The sequence below is a fragment of the Rahnella inusitata genome, from assembly GCF_003263515.1.
GTDB lineage: Bacteria > Pseudomonadota > Gammaproteobacteria > Enterobacterales > Enterobacteriaceae > Rahnella > Rahnella inusitata.
Genome location: NZ_JYDE01000046.1, coordinates 18,120 through 35,007 on the forward strand (window position 1 = coordinate 18,120; position 16,888 = coordinate 35,007).

22 protein-coding genes and 1 other annotated feature are annotated in these 16,888 nt (G+C 52.4%); of the genes, 6 read left to right on the plus strand and 16 right to left on the minus strand.

The window, feature by feature from the left end; all coding sequences use genetic code 11:
* Nucleotides 1-4: 4 nt before the first annotated feature.
* The 12 genes from TU92_RS21700 to TU92_RS21755 form a co-directional block, all read right to left on the minus strand.
* A complete protein-coding gene (locus TU92_RS21700) occupies nucleotides 5-355 on the minus strand; it encodes a GPW/gp25 family protein (RefSeq protein ID WP_112169394.1) in 351 nt (116 codons plus the stop codon).
* A complete protein-coding gene (locus TU92_RS21705; protein ID WP_112169396.1) occupies nucleotides 352-993 on the minus strand; it encodes a phage baseplate assembly protein V in 642 nt (213 codons plus the stop codon). Before TU92_RS21705 ends, TU92_RS21700 begins: the two co-directional genes overlap by 4 nt.
* 81 nt (nucleotides 994-1,074) lie before the next feature.
* On the minus strand, nucleotides 1,075-1,542 hold the full coding sequence (locus TU92_RS21710; RefSeq protein WP_112169398.1) for a phage tail protein: 468 nt from the start codon (nucleotides 1,540-1,542) through the stop codon (nucleotides 1,075-1,077).
* Nucleotides 1,505-1,753, minus strand: coding sequence for an Rz1-like lysis system protein LysC (gene lysC / locus TU92_RS22530; protein WP_244207802.1), 249 nt, complete (start codon nucleotides 1,751-1,753; stop codon nucleotides 1,505-1,507). Before lysC ends, TU92_RS21710 begins: the two co-directional genes overlap by 38 nt.
* Nucleotides 1,638-2,063 (minus strand): Rz-like lysis system protein LysB, encoded by a 426-nt coding sequence (gene lysB / locus TU92_RS21720; RefSeq protein WP_112169400.1) that lies wholly within the window; start codon nucleotides 2,061-2,063, stop codon nucleotides 1,638-1,640. The genes lysC and lysB overlap by 116 nt, the downstream gene beginning before the upstream one ends.
* A complete protein-coding gene (locus TU92_RS21725) occupies nucleotides 2,064-2,573 on the minus strand; it encodes a lysozyme (RefSeq protein ID WP_112169402.1) in 510 nt (169 codons plus the stop codon).
* A complete protein-coding gene (locus TU92_RS21730; RefSeq protein WP_112169404.1) occupies nucleotides 2,554-2,775 on the minus strand; it encodes an HP1 family phage holin in 222 nt (73 codons plus the stop codon). The genes TU92_RS21725 and TU92_RS21730 overlap by 20 nt, the downstream gene beginning before the upstream one ends.
* Nucleotides 2,766-2,969: a tail protein X gene (locus tag TU92_RS21735; protein WP_112169406.1), complete on the minus strand. Its 204-nt coding sequence runs from the start codon at nucleotides 2,967-2,969 to the stop codon at nucleotides 2,766-2,768. Before TU92_RS21735 ends, TU92_RS21730 begins: the two co-directional genes overlap by 10 nt.
* Before the next feature lie 208 nt (nucleotides 2,970-3,177).
* Nucleotides 3,178-3,372, minus strand: a complete 195-nt coding sequence (locus TU92_RS21740) for a hypothetical protein (protein ID WP_112169408.1) — start codon at nucleotides 3,370-3,372, stop codon at nucleotides 3,178-3,180.
* Between the two features lie 115 nt (nucleotides 3,373-3,487).
* Entirely contained in the window at nucleotides 3,488-5,314 is a 1,827-nt protein-coding gene (locus TU92_RS21745; RefSeq protein WP_244207800.1) for a replication endonuclease, read from the minus strand.
* 202 nt (nucleotides 5,315-5,516) lie between these two features.
* A complete protein-coding gene (locus TU92_RS21750) occupies nucleotides 5,517-5,738 on the minus strand; it encodes a TraR/DksA C4-type zinc finger protein (RefSeq protein ID WP_112169412.1) in 222 nt (73 codons plus the stop codon).
* Nucleotides 5,722-6,012, minus strand: coding sequence for a DUF5347 family protein (locus TU92_RS21755; protein ID WP_112169414.1), 291 nt, complete (start codon nucleotides 6,010-6,012; stop codon nucleotides 5,722-5,724). The genes TU92_RS21750 and TU92_RS21755 overlap by 17 nt, the downstream gene beginning before the upstream one ends.
* A gap of 169 nt (nucleotides 6,013-6,181) precedes the next feature.
* Here TU92_RS21755 and TU92_RS21760 point away from each other — a divergent pair, with 169 nt between their 5' ends.
* The 3 genes from TU92_RS21760 (at nucleotide 6,182) to tyrA (ending at nucleotide 9,278) form a co-directional block, all read left to right on the plus strand.
* Nucleotides 6,182-6,772, plus strand: a complete 591-nt coding sequence (locus TU92_RS21760; RefSeq protein ID WP_112169416.1) for a phage repressor protein CI — start codon at nucleotides 6,182-6,184, stop codon at nucleotides 6,770-6,772.
* Between the two features lie 301 nt (nucleotides 6,773-7,073).
* Complete coding sequence (locus TU92_RS21765; RefSeq protein WP_112169417.1) at nucleotides 7,074-8,150, plus strand: 3-deoxy-7-phosphoheptulonate synthase; 1,077 nt, start codon at nucleotides 7,074-7,076, stop codon at nucleotides 8,148-8,150.
* A 6-nt stretch (nucleotides 8,151-8,156) separates the two neighbouring features.
* Entirely contained in the window at nucleotides 8,157-9,278 is a 1,122-nt protein-coding gene (tyrA, locus tag TU92_RS21770; protein WP_112169419.1) for a bifunctional chorismate mutase/prephenate dehydrogenase, read from the plus strand.
* A 63-nt stretch (nucleotides 9,279-9,341) separates the two neighbouring features.
* Here tyrA and pheA read toward each other — a convergent pair whose 3' ends face one another.
* The 4 genes from pheA to bamD form a co-directional block, all read right to left on the minus strand.
* On the minus strand, nucleotides 9,342-10,496 hold the full coding sequence (gene pheA, locus TU92_RS21775) for a bifunctional chorismate mutase/prephenate dehydratase (protein WP_112169421.1): 1,155 nt from the start codon (nucleotides 10,494-10,496) through the stop codon (nucleotides 9,342-9,344).
* 54 nt (nucleotides 10,497-10,550) lie between these two features.
* Nucleotides 10,551-10,675, minus strand: a sequence feature (Phe leader region).
* Nucleotides 10,627-10,674: a hypothetical protein gene (locus TU92_RS22645; RefSeq protein ID WP_369794779.1), complete on the minus strand. Its 48-nt coding sequence runs from the start codon at nucleotides 10,672-10,674 to the stop codon at nucleotides 10,627-10,629. It overlaps the preceding feature by 48 nt.
* Before the next feature lie 134 nt (nucleotides 10,676-10,809).
* Entirely contained in the window at nucleotides 10,810-11,154 is a 345-nt protein-coding gene (gene raiA, locus TU92_RS21780; RefSeq protein WP_112169423.1) for a ribosome-associated translation inhibitor RaiA, read from the minus strand.
* 334 nt (nucleotides 11,155-11,488) lie between these two features.
* Entirely contained in the window at nucleotides 11,489-12,223 is a 735-nt protein-coding gene (bamD, locus tag TU92_RS21785; RefSeq protein WP_112169424.1) for an outer membrane protein assembly factor BamD, read from the minus strand.
* A 130-nt stretch (nucleotides 12,224-12,353) separates the two neighbouring features.
* Here bamD and rluD point away from each other — a divergent pair, with 130 nt between their 5' ends.
* The 3 genes from rluD to clpB all read left to right on the plus strand — a co-directional run bounded on the left by rluD (nucleotide 12,354) and on the right by clpB (nucleotide 16,772).
* Nucleotides 12,354-13,331: a 23S rRNA pseudouridine(1911/1915/1917) synthase RluD gene (gene rluD, locus TU92_RS21795; protein WP_112169426.1), complete on the plus strand. Its 978-nt coding sequence runs from the start codon at nucleotides 12,354-12,356 to the stop codon at nucleotides 13,329-13,331.
* Nucleotides 13,331-14,068: a purine nucleoside phosphorylase YfiH gene (gene yfiH / locus TU92_RS21800; RefSeq protein WP_112169428.1), complete on the plus strand. Its 738-nt coding sequence runs from the start codon at nucleotides 13,331-13,333 to the stop codon at nucleotides 14,066-14,068. Before rluD ends, yfiH begins: the two co-directional genes overlap by 1 nt.
* A gap of 130 nt (nucleotides 14,069-14,198) precedes the next feature.
* Nucleotides 14,199-16,772: an ATP-dependent chaperone ClpB gene (clpB, locus tag TU92_RS21805; RefSeq protein WP_112169430.1), complete on the plus strand. Its 2,574-nt coding sequence runs from the start codon at nucleotides 14,199-14,201 to the stop codon at nucleotides 16,770-16,772.
* The last annotated feature ends 116 nt before the right edge of the window (nucleotides 16,773-16,888 follow it).

A 16,888-nucleotide genomic window follows, 5' to 3' on the forward strand; every position in this document is an offset into this window, starting at 1 on the left:
AGTGTCAGCTCACAGGAATATTGAGAGAAAAATCCGTCGCCGTATCGCTACGGCTTCCGGTCAGTTCCACCACCATCTTGCCGGTGTAATCGGTGTCGAAAGTGATAGCGTTCAGAGAAATACGCGGTTCCCATTGCAGCAGCGCGGTGTAGCAAATCGCCATCATTTGCAGGCGCAGTGCGCCGTTTTGCGGCTGGTCAGTCAGTTCTGAAAGTAACGAACCGTAGTTGCGGCGCATCACACGGGAACCCACCGGCGTGTTCAAAATATCGCTGACCGACTGCCTGATATGCTCGAGGTCTTCAATCGCCTTGCCGCTGTCTCTGGCCATGCCTGTGTATTTCGGATTACTCATTGCGGAACTCCGGTTTGGCCGTTGCCGGTTTGCACGCCGCTGTGGCGATGCGTATGCACAACGATGCCGTTAGATGTCAGACTGCCGCCGCTGTGGGTGAGATTGCCTGTCAGCGTGCCGCCCTGTTTCACTTCCAGCGTTCCGGCCGTCAGTTTGCGGGTGCAGACTACTTCCGGGGTATCAAGGGTGATACGCGTGCTGGCGGTGCAACGGATTTCCGGTGCGGTGACGTCCACTTTTTGTGTGGCGTTGACCACGGCGGTTTTGATGCCAGTGACTTTCAGCGCACTACCGGACGGCTCGTATTCAATAACCGCTCCGTCCGGGAAGGCCAGATGAATAGCATCTGCCGACACTGACGGCGCAGGCATGGCATCAGAAAACACCGCCGGTAAGACGAACGCGGTGTTCAGCTCACCGCCGAGCGACAGCAGCAGAACCTGTTCGCCGGGCGAAGGTGCCCACCAGCTGCGCGTGCGGCCTGCACGGTGCGTCATCCACGGCAGCCAGGCCGTGACGTTACTGCCGGTAGTGACGCGGCAGCGCGCGTTTGGCAGATCCAGTTCGGATACCGTTCCGATGCGTACCAGATTGCCAATCAGCCGCATGATTTCGTTGAGTTGAAGATGTGTATTCATGGGATAAAGGATGCCGTTTCAGAGGGTTGGGCGACAATCGAAGACCGCCCGTTAACGGATGGCACAACGAATGTCAGCGGGTTACACGGTCCAGCTGCTGATCAGTTCTCCGTTGAGGTAAACCTGGCGCGGCAGCGCGACGTTCTCCGGCAGCGGCGGCTCGGATAAATGCGTAATCGTACGCACGTCATCCTGATCGGCGACCTGCACTCGTTCAGTCAGTTGCAGCGTCAAGGTCAGGCTGTGCTCCTGCTGAGTGAAGGTAAAATCGCTCAGCCGGTGGCTGGCGTTACCGAGGATCTCGGGCTGGTTGACCCGCAGCCAGCCGAGGATCGTCACCACCACCTGATCGACCAGTTGTTCACTGAGCGGCGCGTCGTCGTCCGTGATGGTCAGCGTCAGCGGGTAGCGATATTCAAAGGATAAAGAAGCCGTCGCGGTGGCCACCACATAGCCCTGACCCGTGATGAGTACCAGTTTTTCAGGGGCAAACTGAAACAGTGGGATCTGCTCAATCAGCCGTTGTTGCAGTTGATTCGGTTTTTGCATGCTGTGCCTCCTGACACGTTTTGATGGCTTCCACCTGCAGGCCGCAGTTGAGCAGCGCAGATTCGAGTTGGAGAATATCGGCGCTCAGATCCCCGTTAGTTGCCGGTTGCGCGGACGGTACCGGGCACGGGCTGACTGCCGGACAGCCAACGTAAATAATCGCCGGTGCTGTTGAATGCGGGGCGCTGGTGCAGCCGGCTAACAGCAGCAGGCAAAGCGGTGTCAGCCCAAACACGCAATTGCGGATCGTCATGAAGTTCTCCCTGCCGTTGATGTTCGCGGGTTTGCATCGCCCGTTGAGCGGTGCTCAGATTTTCACGTAAAACCAGCTCTGCTCGTTCCCGCTGGCGCATCTGCTGGTTAAGTGTGGCGATCAGCGTTTCACGTTGTTGCAGCTGCGCTTTCAGGGCATCCCGCTGCTGGCCAGTGAGGGTTAAATCGTGTTGCAGCGAGCGGTTGGAAAGCAGCAGGACGCCGGTCAGCAGCGTTAATACCGCGAGAAGAGCCAGAATCCAGCGCATCTACACCCCCTTCAGACACAGATTCAGTTCGGCGTTACGCCTGCGCTCAAGCCCGTTGCTACGTTCACCGTTGACGAAAACCCAGCGCGGTAACTGCCCGCAGGCTTCCCGCCATTGCTGTTTATTGATGAAGTACGCCAGCGTGGATTTGCAGGCGGCGGTGGCGCCGACGTTGAAGCTGAAAGAGACCACTGCGTCATAGACCGGCTGCGGCATGGTCACGGGCATACATTTTTTGATCCCCCGTTCAGTTTTCTGAATATCCTCAAGCAGATTTTTCGCCGCCTGTTGTTCGGTTATGGCGCCCGCCGGTTTGACTCCCGCCGTATGGCCGATACCGCTGGTCCACACGCCCGCACTGCACTGATAGGGTTGCAACTGACAGCCTTCGAAATCGGTGATAAGGCGAAGTCCGTCCTCCGAAACCTGCAATGACAAATACCCAGGCAGCGCGGTCATCAGCCCTAACACCACGGCGGCGCTGCAACGCTTAAGAGTTGAGGTTTTCATAGATGTCTTTGCTCAGGCCCTTACGCGCCAGCAGCTGGTAGCTTTTACGCCGGTAGTACCAGTTAATTAAAAAAGTGCCGATGCCGACCGCCGAGCCGATCAGAAAGGCAATATCCTGCGACGTCATACCCGCCAGCCAGGTGAGTGATGTGGCGATGAAGTATGCGCAGGCGGAGCTGATGCGTTCTGTATTCAGTCCCATAATTTGAGGGTTTCCTGAACCGGTTGTTCGGCAATATCGGGCATTTCAATCGCTGTCCCGTGGGGAAGCAGCGGACCTAAATCTGCAACGCCTTTATTGGCCGCAAAGACTTTTTCGACCACCACTGCGGTTCGGCCGTAATAGCGCCAGCACAGTGAATCGAGGGTATCGCCTTGTTGTGCATAAAATTTCATTGGGGTTCTCCGCAAAATGAATGAAATCGTCAGGAGGTGATTTCAGTCTGCGCAAGAGGGAGGAAAGCGGCAATCAGGGAGGGTTGTGAAACTATTGGCACAACAGGAAAGGGGAAAACAGGGGAAATGGCGGGGCGCTTAGTCCGGCCTGAGCTGGGAAGGGTAAGCGCCGGGTACGTTGACTAACACCGCCGGTCATATCTGGCGATCAGTGGGCGTCGTCAGTGCTGCCATTGTAATAGAGCGCATCGTGATGTTCCTCGGTCAGCGCCTGGCTGGCCAGCTCTGAAATCAGAGACATTACGACAAGAAATTCTTGTGGATTACATTGCGCCGTCTGCGAAATGTCCGCGATCAGCTGTATCCTGGACAACGTTAGCTCTTGTTTAGTCAGGTTTTCCATTTTCTCCCCTCGCCAGATACTGTGTTTATATACAGTATTCTTTAATTGATCTAATACGTCAACACTCCGGGCATTTTAAAATTTATAATTCATTGAATTGATGGATTAATTTTTATTAGTCTGGTTTTTGAATGATTCCCATGTCCCGACGACGGATTGCGGTTCCACAGTTATTGCCAGAACTCCAAGGCGGGTAAAAGGCAGCGTTTTTCAGCGATTTTTCCTGAGGCGGCAGCCGGTGACGGACGATGCGCCAGCTTTCGGTATGCGTCAGAAATATCCGCGATGCACCGAGATGCGGAGCATATATCCCGACAACTTTTTGCCGGGGTTCATCGTAGGCATTGAGCTCTTCACTCAGCTGACGTGCGACCCGGACCGTTTGCGCTTTGCGCCTGATATGAATGCCGCCCTGCGCCTGAATGTAGCCAGCGTAATCGCCGTTATCAGCCGCGAAGCGCACGGCTTCGACCCGTTCACCAAACTGACCGGCGAGGCTGACATTGCGGATTCGACGGCATTCGCGGTAAGCGCCGACCGAGGGAATGCCGATGGCGTGAAACTGTGGGATCCGCCATGTGGATGCCCAGGCCGTAACCGCGGTGGCGACATCAGTCAGCAGACGCCCGGAATCAAAATCGGTTTCTCCTTCCAGCGCATAACCGTCGATATTTTTCGCCACATATTTGGCGATGTATCCGGCTGCACCTCCGCGGTTGAGTGGCTTGCAATTGAAGCGTGACTCAGCGGCGCCGGGTTCGTCCGCATCTTCTTCCAGCGCGTATTTGCGCATAATCTCGATGACTTTTTGTTGCTGCGCCGGCGGCGTAAACAGCATCATGTGCCAGTGTGGCGTACCGTCGTGATGCGGCTCAACGACCCGGACACCGTACACTTTGAGGTGACGATCTTTTAACGTGGTGCGGATTTTCGCCCAGACGGCGACCAGATAGCGCTGGGCATCTTTCGGGGTAAATGCGTGAGTATTCCATTTTTGATTAAACAGCGGGGCTGAATGCGCGCCGGTCGTTCTCAGCGGATGATATTTTGACGGCGTGGTCAGGGTGATGAACAGTCCGCGATCCTGTTGCAGGTCAGCCACATCTTCGACTCCGGCAATGAGCGTCATTAACTCCATACGGCGAAGTTTAGGATTCGACACGCTGGCCAAAACGGTGCTCAGCAGGCTCAGCCTTTCCCCGGATCCGACGTTCTCTATATCGCATTGCCTGAGATAATTCAGTGCGGATAAACGGCGGGAGGCGACGTCCCGGATGGCATTTTTACTGGCATAAGGTGACGTCGCCCGGCTTACATAACCGCAGGCGATCATCAGTGACTCCCGCCACAGACGCTGCTGCGCACGTAGTTGCTTCTCCCACCATTCCCCCCTGACCAGCCGGGAAATACTGGCAACGGCGGTGTGCGCGGTCATCCGCCCTTTTTGAAAGGCGCGCCAGTACAGCGGGGTTACGCGACAGGCGCGGGCCATTGCCGCCAGATGGCTATAAATTTCGCTTTGCAGGCGATCACTGAGTAGGATGTCCGGGTTTTCCGGCGAGTTTCTCAGCCATTCATTACAGTGATGTTCATACGCATCCTGGAAATGTGTTGCCAGCTGGTTCGCCAGACGTTTGAGCTTTTGGTCATTCAGATCGGGCAGGCGGTTAAATGCTTCCTCCGTACTAAGTAGCTTTTGCGAGGTCTGCCGGCAATAGTGATGGCGTGCATTTACCCGCTGAATGCGCGGCCACAGGCGTTGCATGAACACCGTCATCAGGAAATGAAAGGCGGCACGCACGCCTTTGGTTGCCAGTAAAAAATGATAACGCTGTTGGAGCGGCGCGCGCAGGCAGCGCGGAAGCCGGTGGATTAAGGCAAGCGCAGACTGCTGGCGCTGACAGAAATCGCGGGTCAGTGGTTTTTCGAGGGGATTTTCCATTGCAGTTCGCGGAGCATTCCACCACCAGGCGCCTGTAAAAGGTTTGCCTGTCGCGCGTTGAAAAGCAGGCGGCGGAGAAGGGGTGATCCTTCCTCTGATATTATCTGGCATAAGTGTGATCCCGCAATTTAGGTAATAGAATACCGTTCCCGAAATAAATAAATTCAGGAGGTCATGCTAATAAAATAAAAATGTGGATGAATTAAATGGATCGATAATTTCTGCGTTTTATTTCATTTAATTCCTGACATTCAATACAACGCTGAACGCCGGGAATAATTTTACGCCTGGGTTCGGGTATCGCCATTTCGCAGTCTTCACAAAAGTGGGCTGAAGCGCGGCGCGGAGCGCTGATCGCCTGAGCTATCTGCTCTTGCAGCATTTTAATCTGCTGTTCTTGTGATTCATCAATCCAGTCTGCCATCGATAAATTCTCCTCGTAATGATGATGAAAAATGGCGTAACGATAATAACGCCTGAATAATTTTTAACTGTTCATCAGATGTCAGTTCAGAATAAGTCAGATAAATATGACGGCGTTTCAAACCGGCGTGAAAACATAATGTGGTTTTCCATTTATCCGAAGCATGATCATAAATATCTCCCACCTTATTTCGCGTTTCAGAGAAGTAGATTTCTTTAAGATGTGCGATATGACGTAAACCCGCCTGACGCTGCTGCTCTGTGCCTAAAAACATCGCATCTCCTCATTTCCTGACCTCAGGTTCTTCGTGAGATTTCTTACTGATCCTCCCCCTGCGCCGTAAATTTGGTATCATGACAAGGTTCGGTACATTACATAAACAATCTAAACTTGCATTTGCGAGTTGTCAAGTTGGTATTTACAAGCTCAGGGGTTTTCGCCAGATGCAATTAGATGAACTCGAAGGAGGGAAAGCCGTTCTGTCGCGCATGCTTCAGGCGTACGGCTTTAGCCTGCAGAAAGAGCTGGGTGATCTGTATGGTTTATCTTCTGGGACGATAAGTACCTGGGTAAGAAGGAATTACTTCCCCGGTGATGTGGTCGTGGCCTGTGCGCTGGATACCGGCGTTTCATTGCGCTGGCTGGCAACCGGCAAAGGCACAATGCAGGATACGGTCTCTTCCGTTGCTGCGGTGTCTGAGAGTGTCCGTCAGCTTAAAAAATTGAGATTACGCGGCGGGGCGCTGGAGGAAGAAGGCGTATGGGCGGTGGACCCCTCTCTGCTGGACGGATCCCTGGCTGAACCGGCCTATGTAGTGAAAGGTAATCATTCGTGGATTATCGATTTAGGCAGCACGCATCCGGGAAATGGCCGCTGGTTGCTGGATATCGACGGTGATGTCGATGTGTATGATGTGGCGCGCATTCCCGGTAACCGCCTGAAAGTGGCACGGCAGGACAGCCATTTCGAATGCAGTGTGGATGATGTTTCTGCGCTTGGACAGGTCTTTATGACGCTGGATCGCAACCTGTAATTATTTCCCTCAGCAGCGTTACTTCGCTGAGGGATGTCTCCTTAATACGTTTTCACTGCCTTTCTTCTCTCCTGTTTTATTTCGATTCTCCCCTGCAAGACACATTCCCTGTAACTTTGGCGGTACACCTCGTTCGCCACTGACGCACTAAATGTAAACTTAACCTTCCACTTGGTGGCATGTTATCGCCAATTGGTAATGTTAAGTTTACAACTAGGGCTTGATAACTTTACGCGCTGTGGTAATGTTGTTCGCAGATGCCCACGTGGCTGCCCATTTTCCCAAAGAGCGAATCACGATCATGCAAAAAGACGCCCTCAATAATGTACATATCAGTGCTGAACAAATTCTTATCACTCCGGAAGAATTGAAAAACCGTTTTCCGCTGAGCGTGAGCGATGAAACCAGCATTGCCGAAGCACGTAAAACTATCGCCGATATCGTGCATGGCCGTGATCCGCGACTGCTCGTGGTGTGTGGTCCTTGTTCCATTCACGATCTGGATGCGGCGCTGGAATACGCGCGTCATTTGAAAACGCTGGCTGCTGAGTTAAGCGATCGTCTGTACATTGTCATGCGCGTCTACTTCGAAAAACCGCGCACAACCGTAGGCTGGAAAGGGCTGATTAACGATCCACACATGGACGGTACTTTTGATGTAGAAGCCGGTTTGCACATTGCGCGTAACCTGCTGTTGCAACTGGTGGGCATGGGACTGCCACTGGCCACCGAAGCGCTGGATCCGAACAGCCCGCAATACTTAGGGGATCTGTTCAGCTGGTCAGCAATTGGTGCGCGTACCACCGAGTCGCAGACTCACCGCGAGATGGCGTCTGGCTTATCTATGCCGGTAGGTTTCAAAAATGGTACCGACGGCAGTCTGGGTACGGCGATCAACGCCATGCGTGCTGCCGAAATGGCGCACCGTTTTGTGGGGATTAATCAGGCTGGCCAGGTGTGCCTGTTGCAAACCCAGGGTAACCCGGATGGTCACGTGATTCTGCGCGGTGGTAAGACGCCAAACTACAGCGCACAAGACGTTCAGCTGTGCGAAAAACAGATGAGCGATGCGGGACTCCATCCTTCCTTGATGATAGATTGCAGTCACGGCAACTCAAACAAAGACTACCGTCGCCAGACCATTGTGGCTCAGTCAGTGATTGACCAGATTAAAGCCGGGAACCGCTCCATCACTGGCCTGATGCTGGAAAGTCATCTGAACGAAGGCAGCCAGTCTTCTGAGCAACCGCGTTCAGAAATGAAATACGGTGTGTCGGTAACCGACGCCTGCATTAACTGGGAAACCACAGAAACCCTGCTGCGCACCATGCATCAGGAACTGGGCGACGCGCTGGCGGCACGAATCGCAGGAGAGTAGGTTTTTATGGTGGCAGAACTTAACGCGTTGCGCGATCAGATCGACGACGTAGATAAAGCGTTGTTAGATCTCTTATCACGGCGTCTGGCGCTGGTGGCAGAAGTCGGGGAAGTCAAAAGCCGTTATGGTTTGCCGATTTATGTGCCTGAACGTGAAGCAGCGATGCTGGCTTCACGTCGTCAGGAAGCGCAGAACCTTGGTGTCCCGCCGGATTTGATCGAAGACGTATTGCGGCGCGTGATGCGTGAGTCCTACTCAAGCGAAAACGACAAAGGTTTTAAAACGCTTCATCCTGCGCTGCGCCAGGTGGTGATTATCGGTGGCCGCGGTCAGATGGGGCGTTTGTTTACCCGTTTGCTGGAGCTGTCTGGCTATCAGGTCAACGTCCTTGAGCAGGAAGACTGGCCTCAGGCTGAAACCTTACTGGCCAACGCCGGTATGGTGATTGTCAGCGTGCCGATCCACCTGACCGAAGAAGTGATTGCGCGCCTGCCTAAACTACCGGATGACTGTATTCTGGTTGATCTGGCGTCAGTGAAAAATCGTCCACTTCAGGCGATGCTCGCGGTGCATGAAGGGCCGGTTCTTGGCCTGCATCCGATGTTTGGTCCGGATGTCAGCAGCCTGGCAAAACAGGTGGTGGTGTATTGTGACGGCCGTGAACCGCAGGCATACCAGTGGTTGCTCGAACAGTTACAGGTCTGGGGCGCGCGCTTGCACAAAATCAGCGCCGTCGAGCACGATCAGAACATGGCATTCATTCAGGCACTGCGTCACTTTGCGACTTTTGCTTACGGCCTGCATCTGTGCGAAGAGAATGTGCAGATCGAGCAGTTGCTGGCGCTGTCCTCGCCGATTTATCGCCTTGAACTTGCAATGGTCGGGCGGTTGTTCGCTCAGGATCCGCAGCTTTATGCAGACATCATTATGTCTTCAGAAAGTAATCTGGCGCTGATCAAACGTTATTATCAGCGTTTTGGTGATGCGCTGGCCCTGTTGGAGAAGGGTGACAAACAGGCATTTATCGATAAATTCAGGAAAGTAGAAAACTGGTTTGGCGATTATGCGCCTCGTTTCCTGAAGGAAAGCGGTGCGTTGCTCAGACAGGCGAACGACAACCGTAAGTGAGTTGTGCAGAAGGGATCGAAGAGAAGGGCGTTGCATTGTGCAGCGCCCTTTTTATTTGGAAAATTACAAATCGACGGAAACGACGTTTTCGCTTGGATAACAACCAAGAACCTTCAGAGAGCGGGTGATCGGCGCCAGATCTTTCAACGCCTTTTTCATCTCTTCCGAACGCAAGTTGGCCTGCACATCGATATAAAACATCTCTTCCCACGGATTGCCGTTGATTGGACGGGATTCAAGCTTGGTCATAATGATGCCCTGTTCACGCAGCACCAAAAGTGCATTCACCAGCGCACCGGCCTGTTGCCCTGTTGCCATAATTAAAGTGGTTTTGGCCGGCACCTGATCGGTGACTTCAATCGCTTTACGCGCCAGTACGATGAAGCGGGTGATATTTTCCTGCTGATTGGCCAGATTATGTTCCAGCACCTGCAAGTGATAGAGCGCACCACCCGCCTCGCTGCCGAGGGCGGCAACATGCGGGGAATTGGCGGCTGCGACTTTTTCCATCGCAGCAGCGGTACTTTCGCAGTATTCAATTTTCCAGTGCGGGAAACGATTAATGAACTGACTGCATTGCTGGAACGGTTGCGGATGGCTGTACACTGTCTGGATCTGCGAGAGATCTGTGTCAGTTCCCACCAGCACGCAGTGATTGATCGGATTCGTCAGTTCGCCGACGATAGAGAGGCTGGTATGTTGCAGCAAATCGTAGACGTCATTGATCGACCCGGAGCTGGTATTTTCAATCGGCAGAACGGCGTAATCAGCTTGTCCGGTTTCCACCTGAGAGAAAATGTCCTGGAATTTCTGGCAACCGCATTCGATGAATTGTTCGAAATGGCGGGCGGCGAACTGGCGCGCGGCAAGATGTGAGTAAGAGCCTTTAGGACCGAGGAAAGCAATGCGGGCAGAGTCAGAATTGGTTTTGTTGAGATGCTGCTGCAGCAATGCCTGTTGCGTTAAGACGGAGTCTTCGATGATCAGCTGATAAACGCGGGTGATGTAATGTCCGTCCAGCCCCTGCTTTTTCCCTTCCACTATCAGCGAGTTAATCAGTTCTTTTTCACGTTCTTTATCGCGGATGGGCCGGTGAGTGTGCATTTTGGATTGCGCGACTTCTGTTGCCAGTGTCCGACGTTCTGCCAGTAACGCCAGCAGTTTGAGATCCAACGCACTGATGCGTTCGCGCAGTGCCAGCAATGAGTTCTCGGTCATGTTAGTACCCTTTTTGATGTTCTTTCTTTCAGTAAAATCGTGTGAAACGCAGGCATAAAAAAAGCCCCCTTTTCAGGAGGCTTTATTGTTCGTCTTCGCATTCATTCTTTCGCGACGAAACGCCTCCCAATCAGGGGAAGGTAAAAAAGAATGCGAAGAAAAACAGACGGGTATTCATGAAGTCGTGATGTCCTTAAACGTGAGCAGAGTCTTAAAGTAACCGCAGGGTTTTCCCTGTGTCAATAAGATTTCCTTTGGGCACAAAAAACGCGCTCACTGGAGCGCGTTATTAACGGTCATTTTGACAACCCGGTTATTCCTCTTCTTCCTCCACCGGTTCCAGGTTCAGTTCCTTAACGCCGGACTCTGCACGGCGGGCTTCACCTTTGTGTTGCGCTTTATTGAGCTGACGTTCAAGTTTCGCGGTCATCTCGTTAATAGCGGCATACATATCATCATGGGTGGCACTGGCAATCAGCTGGCCGTTTGGCGTGCTGATGGTCGCATCGGCGACAAATCCCTGTGGTTCTTTCGACAGAACAATGTGCGGGTTAATTAACTGAGTTTGCCATTTTTCCAGTTTTTTCAGACGGCCTTCGATGTGGTCACGAATAGCGGCGGTGATGTCCATTTGCTTGCTGGTAATGTTGACTGTCATATAATTTACCTCTCTTCTTTCCGTCTCCGATGAATCCAACATACCAGCCTTTTTTATGAATTGCGTCCCCTGTATCGCGGTTTTTTGTCACTTTTTGTCAACTCAGACGATTCTGTGACTCAGAGTAATTTATGGGGGTAAATGCCTTGAGACTTACATCGGGATGAAGCATGATTGATAAGATCAGTGCCGCACTTCCTCTTTTGTATCAATCACTTTTTGCTTGTTTTTTAATCCCCTCGGTTTCTCTTACTTAGCTCATTTCATCAATGCCAAAAAAAGAACAAAAAAAACGGCAGCCTGAGCTACCGTTTTTGTGTTCGGACATTTGAAATTATGCAGCGCTATTGGCGGCAATAATTTTCGCGACTTTATCAGCCTGGTTGTTCAGCTGCAGTTCGCGATAGGCACTTTCCATCAACGGCAGCGCTTCGTGCGTTGCATGCGCATCCGGATAATCTTTCAGCATTTGCTCTACACGGTTAACGACAGCGACGTAAGCACCACGTTTAGTGTAGTATTGCACCACTGACAGCTCGTATTTCGCCAGACGCTCTTTCAGGAATACCAAACGCTTAGTCGCATCAGTCGCGTACTGGCTGTTTGGATATGCGTGGATCAGCTGGCTGAAATCACGGAAGGCTGCACGTGCATGCTGCGGATCGCGGTCAGAACGATCAACACCGAAGAATCCTTGCAACGCACTGTCATCCAGCGCCATATCCGTTAAACCACGCATATACATGACGTAGTCGATATTTGGATGGGTAGGATTGAGACGCATAAAGCGATCAATTGAGGCCTGAGCCATTGGCAAGTCAGCAGACTTGTAATAGGCATAAATCAGATCTAACTGAACTTGCTGCGAATAAGGCCCAAATGGATAGCGGTTATCCAACGCTTCTAATTGCGCAATCGCGCCTTTAAAGTTACCGTCCTGCAGCTTTTGCTGGGCAGTGGCATAAAGGACGTTAGGCGGGTTATCGGGAACCGTTTCTTTGGAACTGGAGCAACCGACCAGCGCCAGGCTCAACGTGGCTGCTGCCACCAGATATTTCACACGCGTCATGACGTTTTGATTATCCTCAGGTGTTATTCTGGGAGACTGTCCGTTAAGCTCCCGACAAAGACCAGCTACAATAGCACATTATTTTAAACGGCATCGCCGTGAAAACCCAACGTTAACCAAGAAGCTGCATATGGCACAACAAGTACAACTCACCGCAACGGTGGCCGAATCTCAACTCGGTCAACGGTTAGATCAGGCTTTGGCCGAATTGTTCCCTGATTATTCACGATCTCGCATAAAAGATTGGATCCTGGACGACCGGGTCACGGTCAACGGCAAAAAAGTGACCAAACCTAAAGAAAAAGTGTTGGGTGGCGAGGCTATCGCAATCGATGCGCAAATTGAAGAAGAAGCGCGTTGGCTGCCACAAGATATCCCATTAGATATCGTCTATGAAGATAGCGATATTTTAGTCATCAATAAACCCCGCGATCTGGTTGTTCACCCAGGCGCAGGAAATCCAGACGGTACGGTACTGAATGCGTTACTGCATTATTACCCTGAAATCATGGACGTCCCGCGCTGCGGCATCGTTCACCGTCTCGATAAAGATACCACTGGTCTGATGGTTGTCGCGAAATCAGTTCCTGCGCAAACGCATCTGGTGATGGCTCTTCAGGCTCGCGAAATTACCCGCGAATACGAAGCTGTGGCCATTGGTACAATGACGGCAGGCGGCACGGTGAATGAGCCGATTGCGCGTCATTCCACCAAACGTACGCATATGGCAGTTCATCCGATGGGTAAACCAGCGACCACGCATTACCGCATCATGGAGCATTTCCGTGCCCATACGCGTCTGCGTCTGCGTCTCGAATCGGGTCGTACTCACCAGATCCGTGTGCACATGGCTCACGTCAACCATCCGTTGTTAGGCGACCAGCTTTATGGCGGCCGTCCACGTTTGCCGAAAGGGGCGTCCGAAACGTTCATCAATACGCTGCGCGGATTCGATCGTCAGGCGCTGCACGCGACCATGCTTCGTCTTTATCATCCCGTCACCGGTATTCAGATGGAGTGGCATGCCCCACTTCCTCAGGATATGGTTGACCTGATAACTGCGCTGAAAGCGGATACCGAAGAGTTCAAGGATCAGATGAACTGGTAATGAGTGCGCTTATCAGGCCTCAATGGCCGCAACCGGCGTCGGTTCGGTCATATGCAACAACCCGCAAAGGAGGCATTAGTTTGTCTCCTTTCGGTTCCCTCAATCTCGGCAGTCATGTCGGGGATAATCCGCAACATGTAGCTGCCAACCGCCAGCGACTGATTGCGCTTGGTGGTTTACCTGCCGCGCCGCACTGGCTCGAACAGGTTCACGGCACCGATGTTGCCCGACTCACTTCACTGACTCCCGTTACACCCACCCTGATTGCTGATGCTGCCTATACCTGTGAGCCTGGCGTAGTTTGTGCGGCAATGACTGCAGACTGCCTCCCCGTGCTCTTTTGTAGCCGTGCAGGGGATGAAGTGGCGGCCGCGCATGCGGGCTGGCGCGGTTTGTGTGCAGGTGTACTGGAAAATACCCTGGCGTGCTTTAGGGCAAATCCGGGGGATGTAATTGCGTGGCTCGGCCCGGCAATTGGTCCGTCGCATTTTGAAGTGGGGGCCGAGGTTCGTGAAGCCTTTATGGCCGTGCATCCTGAATCCTCTTGCGCTTTTGTTCCTGCCGGAACGAAATTCATGGCCGATATCTTTCAGCTTGCTCGCTTACGCTTGCAATCTGCGGGTGTAAGCGCCATCTACGGTGGTGAATATTGCACCGTGTCTGACAACAGCAAATTTTACTCTTACCGACGCGATGGGATCACTGGACGGCTGGCAAGTTTAATTTGGCTGAGATAACCTGTCTAATCAAGACGATCCATCGCGCATCGCTGTTGCCTTCCTAATATACTGACAAGATAACCTTGAAAACGTGAGGGTTGACCTCATTTAATCTCCAGTAGCAATTTTGTTCAGTATTGGAGGTGTTATGCGTCTGGATCGTCTTACAAGTAAATTCCAGCTTGCCCTCGCGGATGCTCAGTCTCTCGCGCTTGGGCGTGACAATCAATTTATCGAACCTGTCCACCTTATGAGCGCTTTGCTCACTCAGGAAGGCGGAACCGTGCGCCCTTTATTAACAGCAGCCGGGGTTGATACCCAGAAACTGCGCACGGACGTTGATCAGGCTTTGGGGCGTTTGCCGCAAGTTGAAGGGACCGGCGGAGATGTTCAACCATCCCATGAGCTGGTTCGTGTTTTAAATCTTTGTGACAAACTGGCACAGCAACGTGCCGATACCTTTATTTCGTCAGAACTCTTTGTTTTGGCAGTGATGAAAGACCGTGGCTCATTAACAGATGTGTTAAAAGCCAGCGGCGCAACGGCCGAGAAGATTACTGCGGCTATCGATCAAATGCGTGGAGGTGAGAAAGTGGATGACCAGAATGCCGAAGACCAACGTCAGGCATTGAAAAAATTCACTATTGATCTGACCGAACGTGCCGAGCAGGGCAAACTGGATCCGGTCATCGGTCGTGATGAAGAAATTCGCCGGACAATTCAGGTGCTGCAACGCCGTACCAAAAATAACCCGGTGCTGATTGGTGAACCCGGTGTTGGTAAAACGGCGATCGCCGAAGGTCTGGCGCAGCGCATCATCAATGGTGAAGTGCCTGAAGGGCTGAAAAACAAACGCGTACTGTCATTAGACATGGGCGCGCTGGTGGCCGGGGCGAAATATCGTGGTGAATTCGAAGAACGTTTGAAAGGCCTGTTAAACGATCTGGCGAAACAGGAAGGTAACGTCATTCTGTTCATCGACGAATTGCACACCATGGTGGGCGCGGGTAAAGCCGACGGTGCGATGGATGCCGGGAACATGCTGAAACCAGCGCTGGCACGTGGTGAACTTCACTGCGTTGGTGCGACAACCTTAAATGAATATCGTCAGTATATAGAGAAGGACGCCGCGTTAGAGCGTCGTTTCCAGAAAGTGTTTGTCGCCGAGCCTTCTGTTGAAGACACCATCGCCATTCTGCGTGGGCTGAAAGAGCGTTACGAACTGCATCACCATGTACAGATTACTGACCCGGCAATCGTGGCGGCGGCGACCTTATCGCATCGCTATATTTCCGATCGTCAGTTACCGGATAAAGCGATCGACCTTATTGATGAAGCGGCGTCCAGTATTCGTATGCAGATGGACTCGAAACCGGAATCTCTTGATCGCCTTGAGCGTCGTATCATTCAGCTCAAGCTCGAACAACAGGCGCTGAAGAAAGAGTCTGATGATGCCAGTGTGAAACGTCTCGAAATGCTGGAAACAGAGCTCAATCAGAAAGAGCGTGAATATTCTGAGCTGGAAGAAGAGTGGAAAGCCGAGAAAGCGTCACTGACCGGTACGCAGAATATTAAAGCGGAACTGGAGCAGGCGAAAATCACGCTGGAGCAGGCGCGTCGCGTTGGCGACCTGGGGCGTATGTCAGAATTGCAGTACGGGAAAATTCCTGAGCTGGAAAAACAGCTGGCCGCGGCGACCCAAGCTGAAGGCAAAACCATGAAACTGCTGCGCAACCGCGTAACAGATGTGGAAATTGCCGATGTGCTGGCGCGCTGGACGGGTATACCCGTGGCCCGCATGCTGGAAAGTGAGCGTGAAAAACTGCTGCGGATGGAAGAGGAACTGCATAGCCGGGTCATCGGTCAGAACGAAGCGGTGGAAGCGGTATCGAATGCGATCCGCCGCAGCCGTGCAGGGCTGTCGGATCCGAATCGCCCGATTGGTTCGTTCCTGTTCCTCGGCCCGACCGGTGTGGGTAAAACTGAGCTGTGTAAGGCGCTGGCGACATTCCTGTTCAACAGTGATGACGCGATGGTGCGTATTGATATGTCGGAGTTTATGGAGAAACATTCTGTTTCTCGTCTGGTCGGTGCGCCTCCGGGCTATGTGGGTTATGAAGAAGGCGGTTATCTGACAGAAGCGGTGCGCCGCCGTCCTTATTCCGTCATCTTATTAGACGAAGTGGAAAAGGCGCATCCGGATGTCTTCAACATCTTATTGCAGGTGTTGGACGACGGACGCTTAACCGACGGACAGGGCAGAACGGTCGACTTCCGTAATACGGTGGTGATCATGACCTCTAACCTGGGTTCTGACATTATTCAGCAACACTTTGGTGAAGCGACCTATGCGCAGATGAAAGAGTCGGTAATGGAAGTCGTGACACACAGCTTCAGACCGGAATTCATCAACCGTATAGATGAGGTTGTGGTGTTCCATCCGCTGGCTCACGCGCATATCAAGCATATCGCGCAGATCCAGTTGCAGCGTTTATACAAACGCTTGGAAGAGCATGGCTATACTGCAACGCTGACCGATGCGGCGCTGGAGCTGCTTGGCAATACCGGATTCGATCCTGTTTACGGTGCGCGGCCGTTGAAACGTGCCATCCAGCAGCAAATTGAGAACCCGCTGGCCCAGCAAATTTTGTCGGGTAAGCTGATTCCAGGTAAGCCAATTACGGTTGATGTGGAAGATGATCACATTGTCGCAAGACAATAACGGTTAGGCATAAAGCGCAAAACGGGCTCCAAAGCAGTTTGGAGCCCGTTTTTTATGCGCCTTTTGAACGCAAATAAAGCATTTGGTGTATTTATGAACGGTCGGTAAATAATTTT

Excerpts from the sequence above, each read along its gene's own strand:
- TU92_RS21700 (WP_112169394.1), bottom strand. The coding sequence starts at position 355 with ATGAGTAATCCGAAATACACAGGCATGGCCAGAGACAGCGGCAAGGCG.
- TU92_RS21705 (WP_112169396.1), bottom strand. The coding sequence starts at position 993 with ATGAATACACATCTTCAACTCAACGAAATCATGCGGCTGATTGGCAAT.
- TU92_RS21710 (WP_112169398.1), bottom strand. The coding sequence starts at position 1,542 with ATGCAAAAACCGAATCAACTGCAACAACGGCTGATTGAGCAGATCCCA.
- lysB (WP_112169400.1), bottom strand. The coding sequence starts at position 2,063 with ATGCGCTGGATTCTGGCTCTTCTCGCGGTATTAACGCTGCTGACCGGC.
- TU92_RS21725 (WP_112169402.1), bottom strand. The coding sequence starts at position 2,573 with ATGAAAACCTCAACTCTTAAGCGTTGCAGCGCCGCCGTGGTGTTAGGG.
- TU92_RS21730 (WP_112169404.1), bottom strand. The coding sequence starts at position 2,775 with ATGGGACTGAATACAGAACGCATCAGCTCCGCCTGCGCATACTTCATC.
- TU92_RS21735 (WP_112169406.1), bottom strand. The coding sequence starts at position 2,969 with ATGAAATTTTATGCACAACAAGGCGATACCCTCGATTCACTGTGCTGG.
- TU92_RS21740 (WP_112169408.1), bottom strand. The coding sequence starts at position 3,372 with ATGGAAAACCTGACTAAACAAGAGCTAACGTTGTCCAGGATACAGCTG.
- TU92_RS21745 (WP_244207800.1), bottom strand. The coding sequence starts at position 5,314 with ATGGAAAATCCCCTCGAAAAACCACTGACCCGCGATTTCTGTCAGCGC.
- TU92_RS21750 (WP_112169412.1), bottom strand. The coding sequence starts at position 5,738 with ATGGCAGACTGGATTGATGAATCACAAGAACAGCAGATTAAAATGCTG.
- TU92_RS21755 (WP_112169414.1), bottom strand. The coding sequence starts at position 6,012 with ATGTTTTTAGGCACAGAGCAGCAGCGTCAGGCGGGTTTACGTCATATC.
- TU92_RS21760 (WP_112169416.1), top strand. The coding sequence starts at position 6,182 with ATGCAATTAGATGAACTCGAAGGAGGGAAAGCCGTTCTGTCGCGCATG.
- TU92_RS21765 (WP_112169417.1), top strand. The coding sequence starts at position 7,074 with ATGCAAAAAGACGCCCTCAATAATGTACATATCAGTGCTGAACAAATT.
- tyrA (WP_112169419.1), top strand. The coding sequence starts at position 8,157 with ATGGTGGCAGAACTTAACGCGTTGCGCGATCAGATCGACGACGTAGAT.
- pheA (WP_112169421.1), bottom strand. The coding sequence starts at position 10,496 with ATGACCGAGAACTCATTGCTGGCACTGCGCGAACGCATCAGTGCGTTG.
- raiA (WP_112169423.1), bottom strand. The coding sequence starts at position 11,154 with ATGACAGTCAACATTACCAGCAAGCAAATGGACATCACCGCCGCTATT.
- bamD (WP_112169424.1), bottom strand. The coding sequence starts at position 12,223 with ATGACGCGTGTGAAATATCTGGTGGCAGCAGCCACGTTGAGCCTGGCG.
- rluD (WP_112169426.1), top strand. The coding sequence starts at position 12,354 with ATGGCACAACAAGTACAACTCACCGCAACGGTGGCCGAATCTCAACTC.
- yfiH (WP_112169428.1), top strand. The coding sequence starts at position 13,331 with ATGAGTGCGCTTATCAGGCCTCAATGGCCGCAACCGGCGTCGGTTCGG.
- clpB (WP_112169430.1), top strand. The coding sequence starts at position 14,199 with ATGCGTCTGGATCGTCTTACAAGTAAATTCCAGCTTGCCCTCGCGGAT.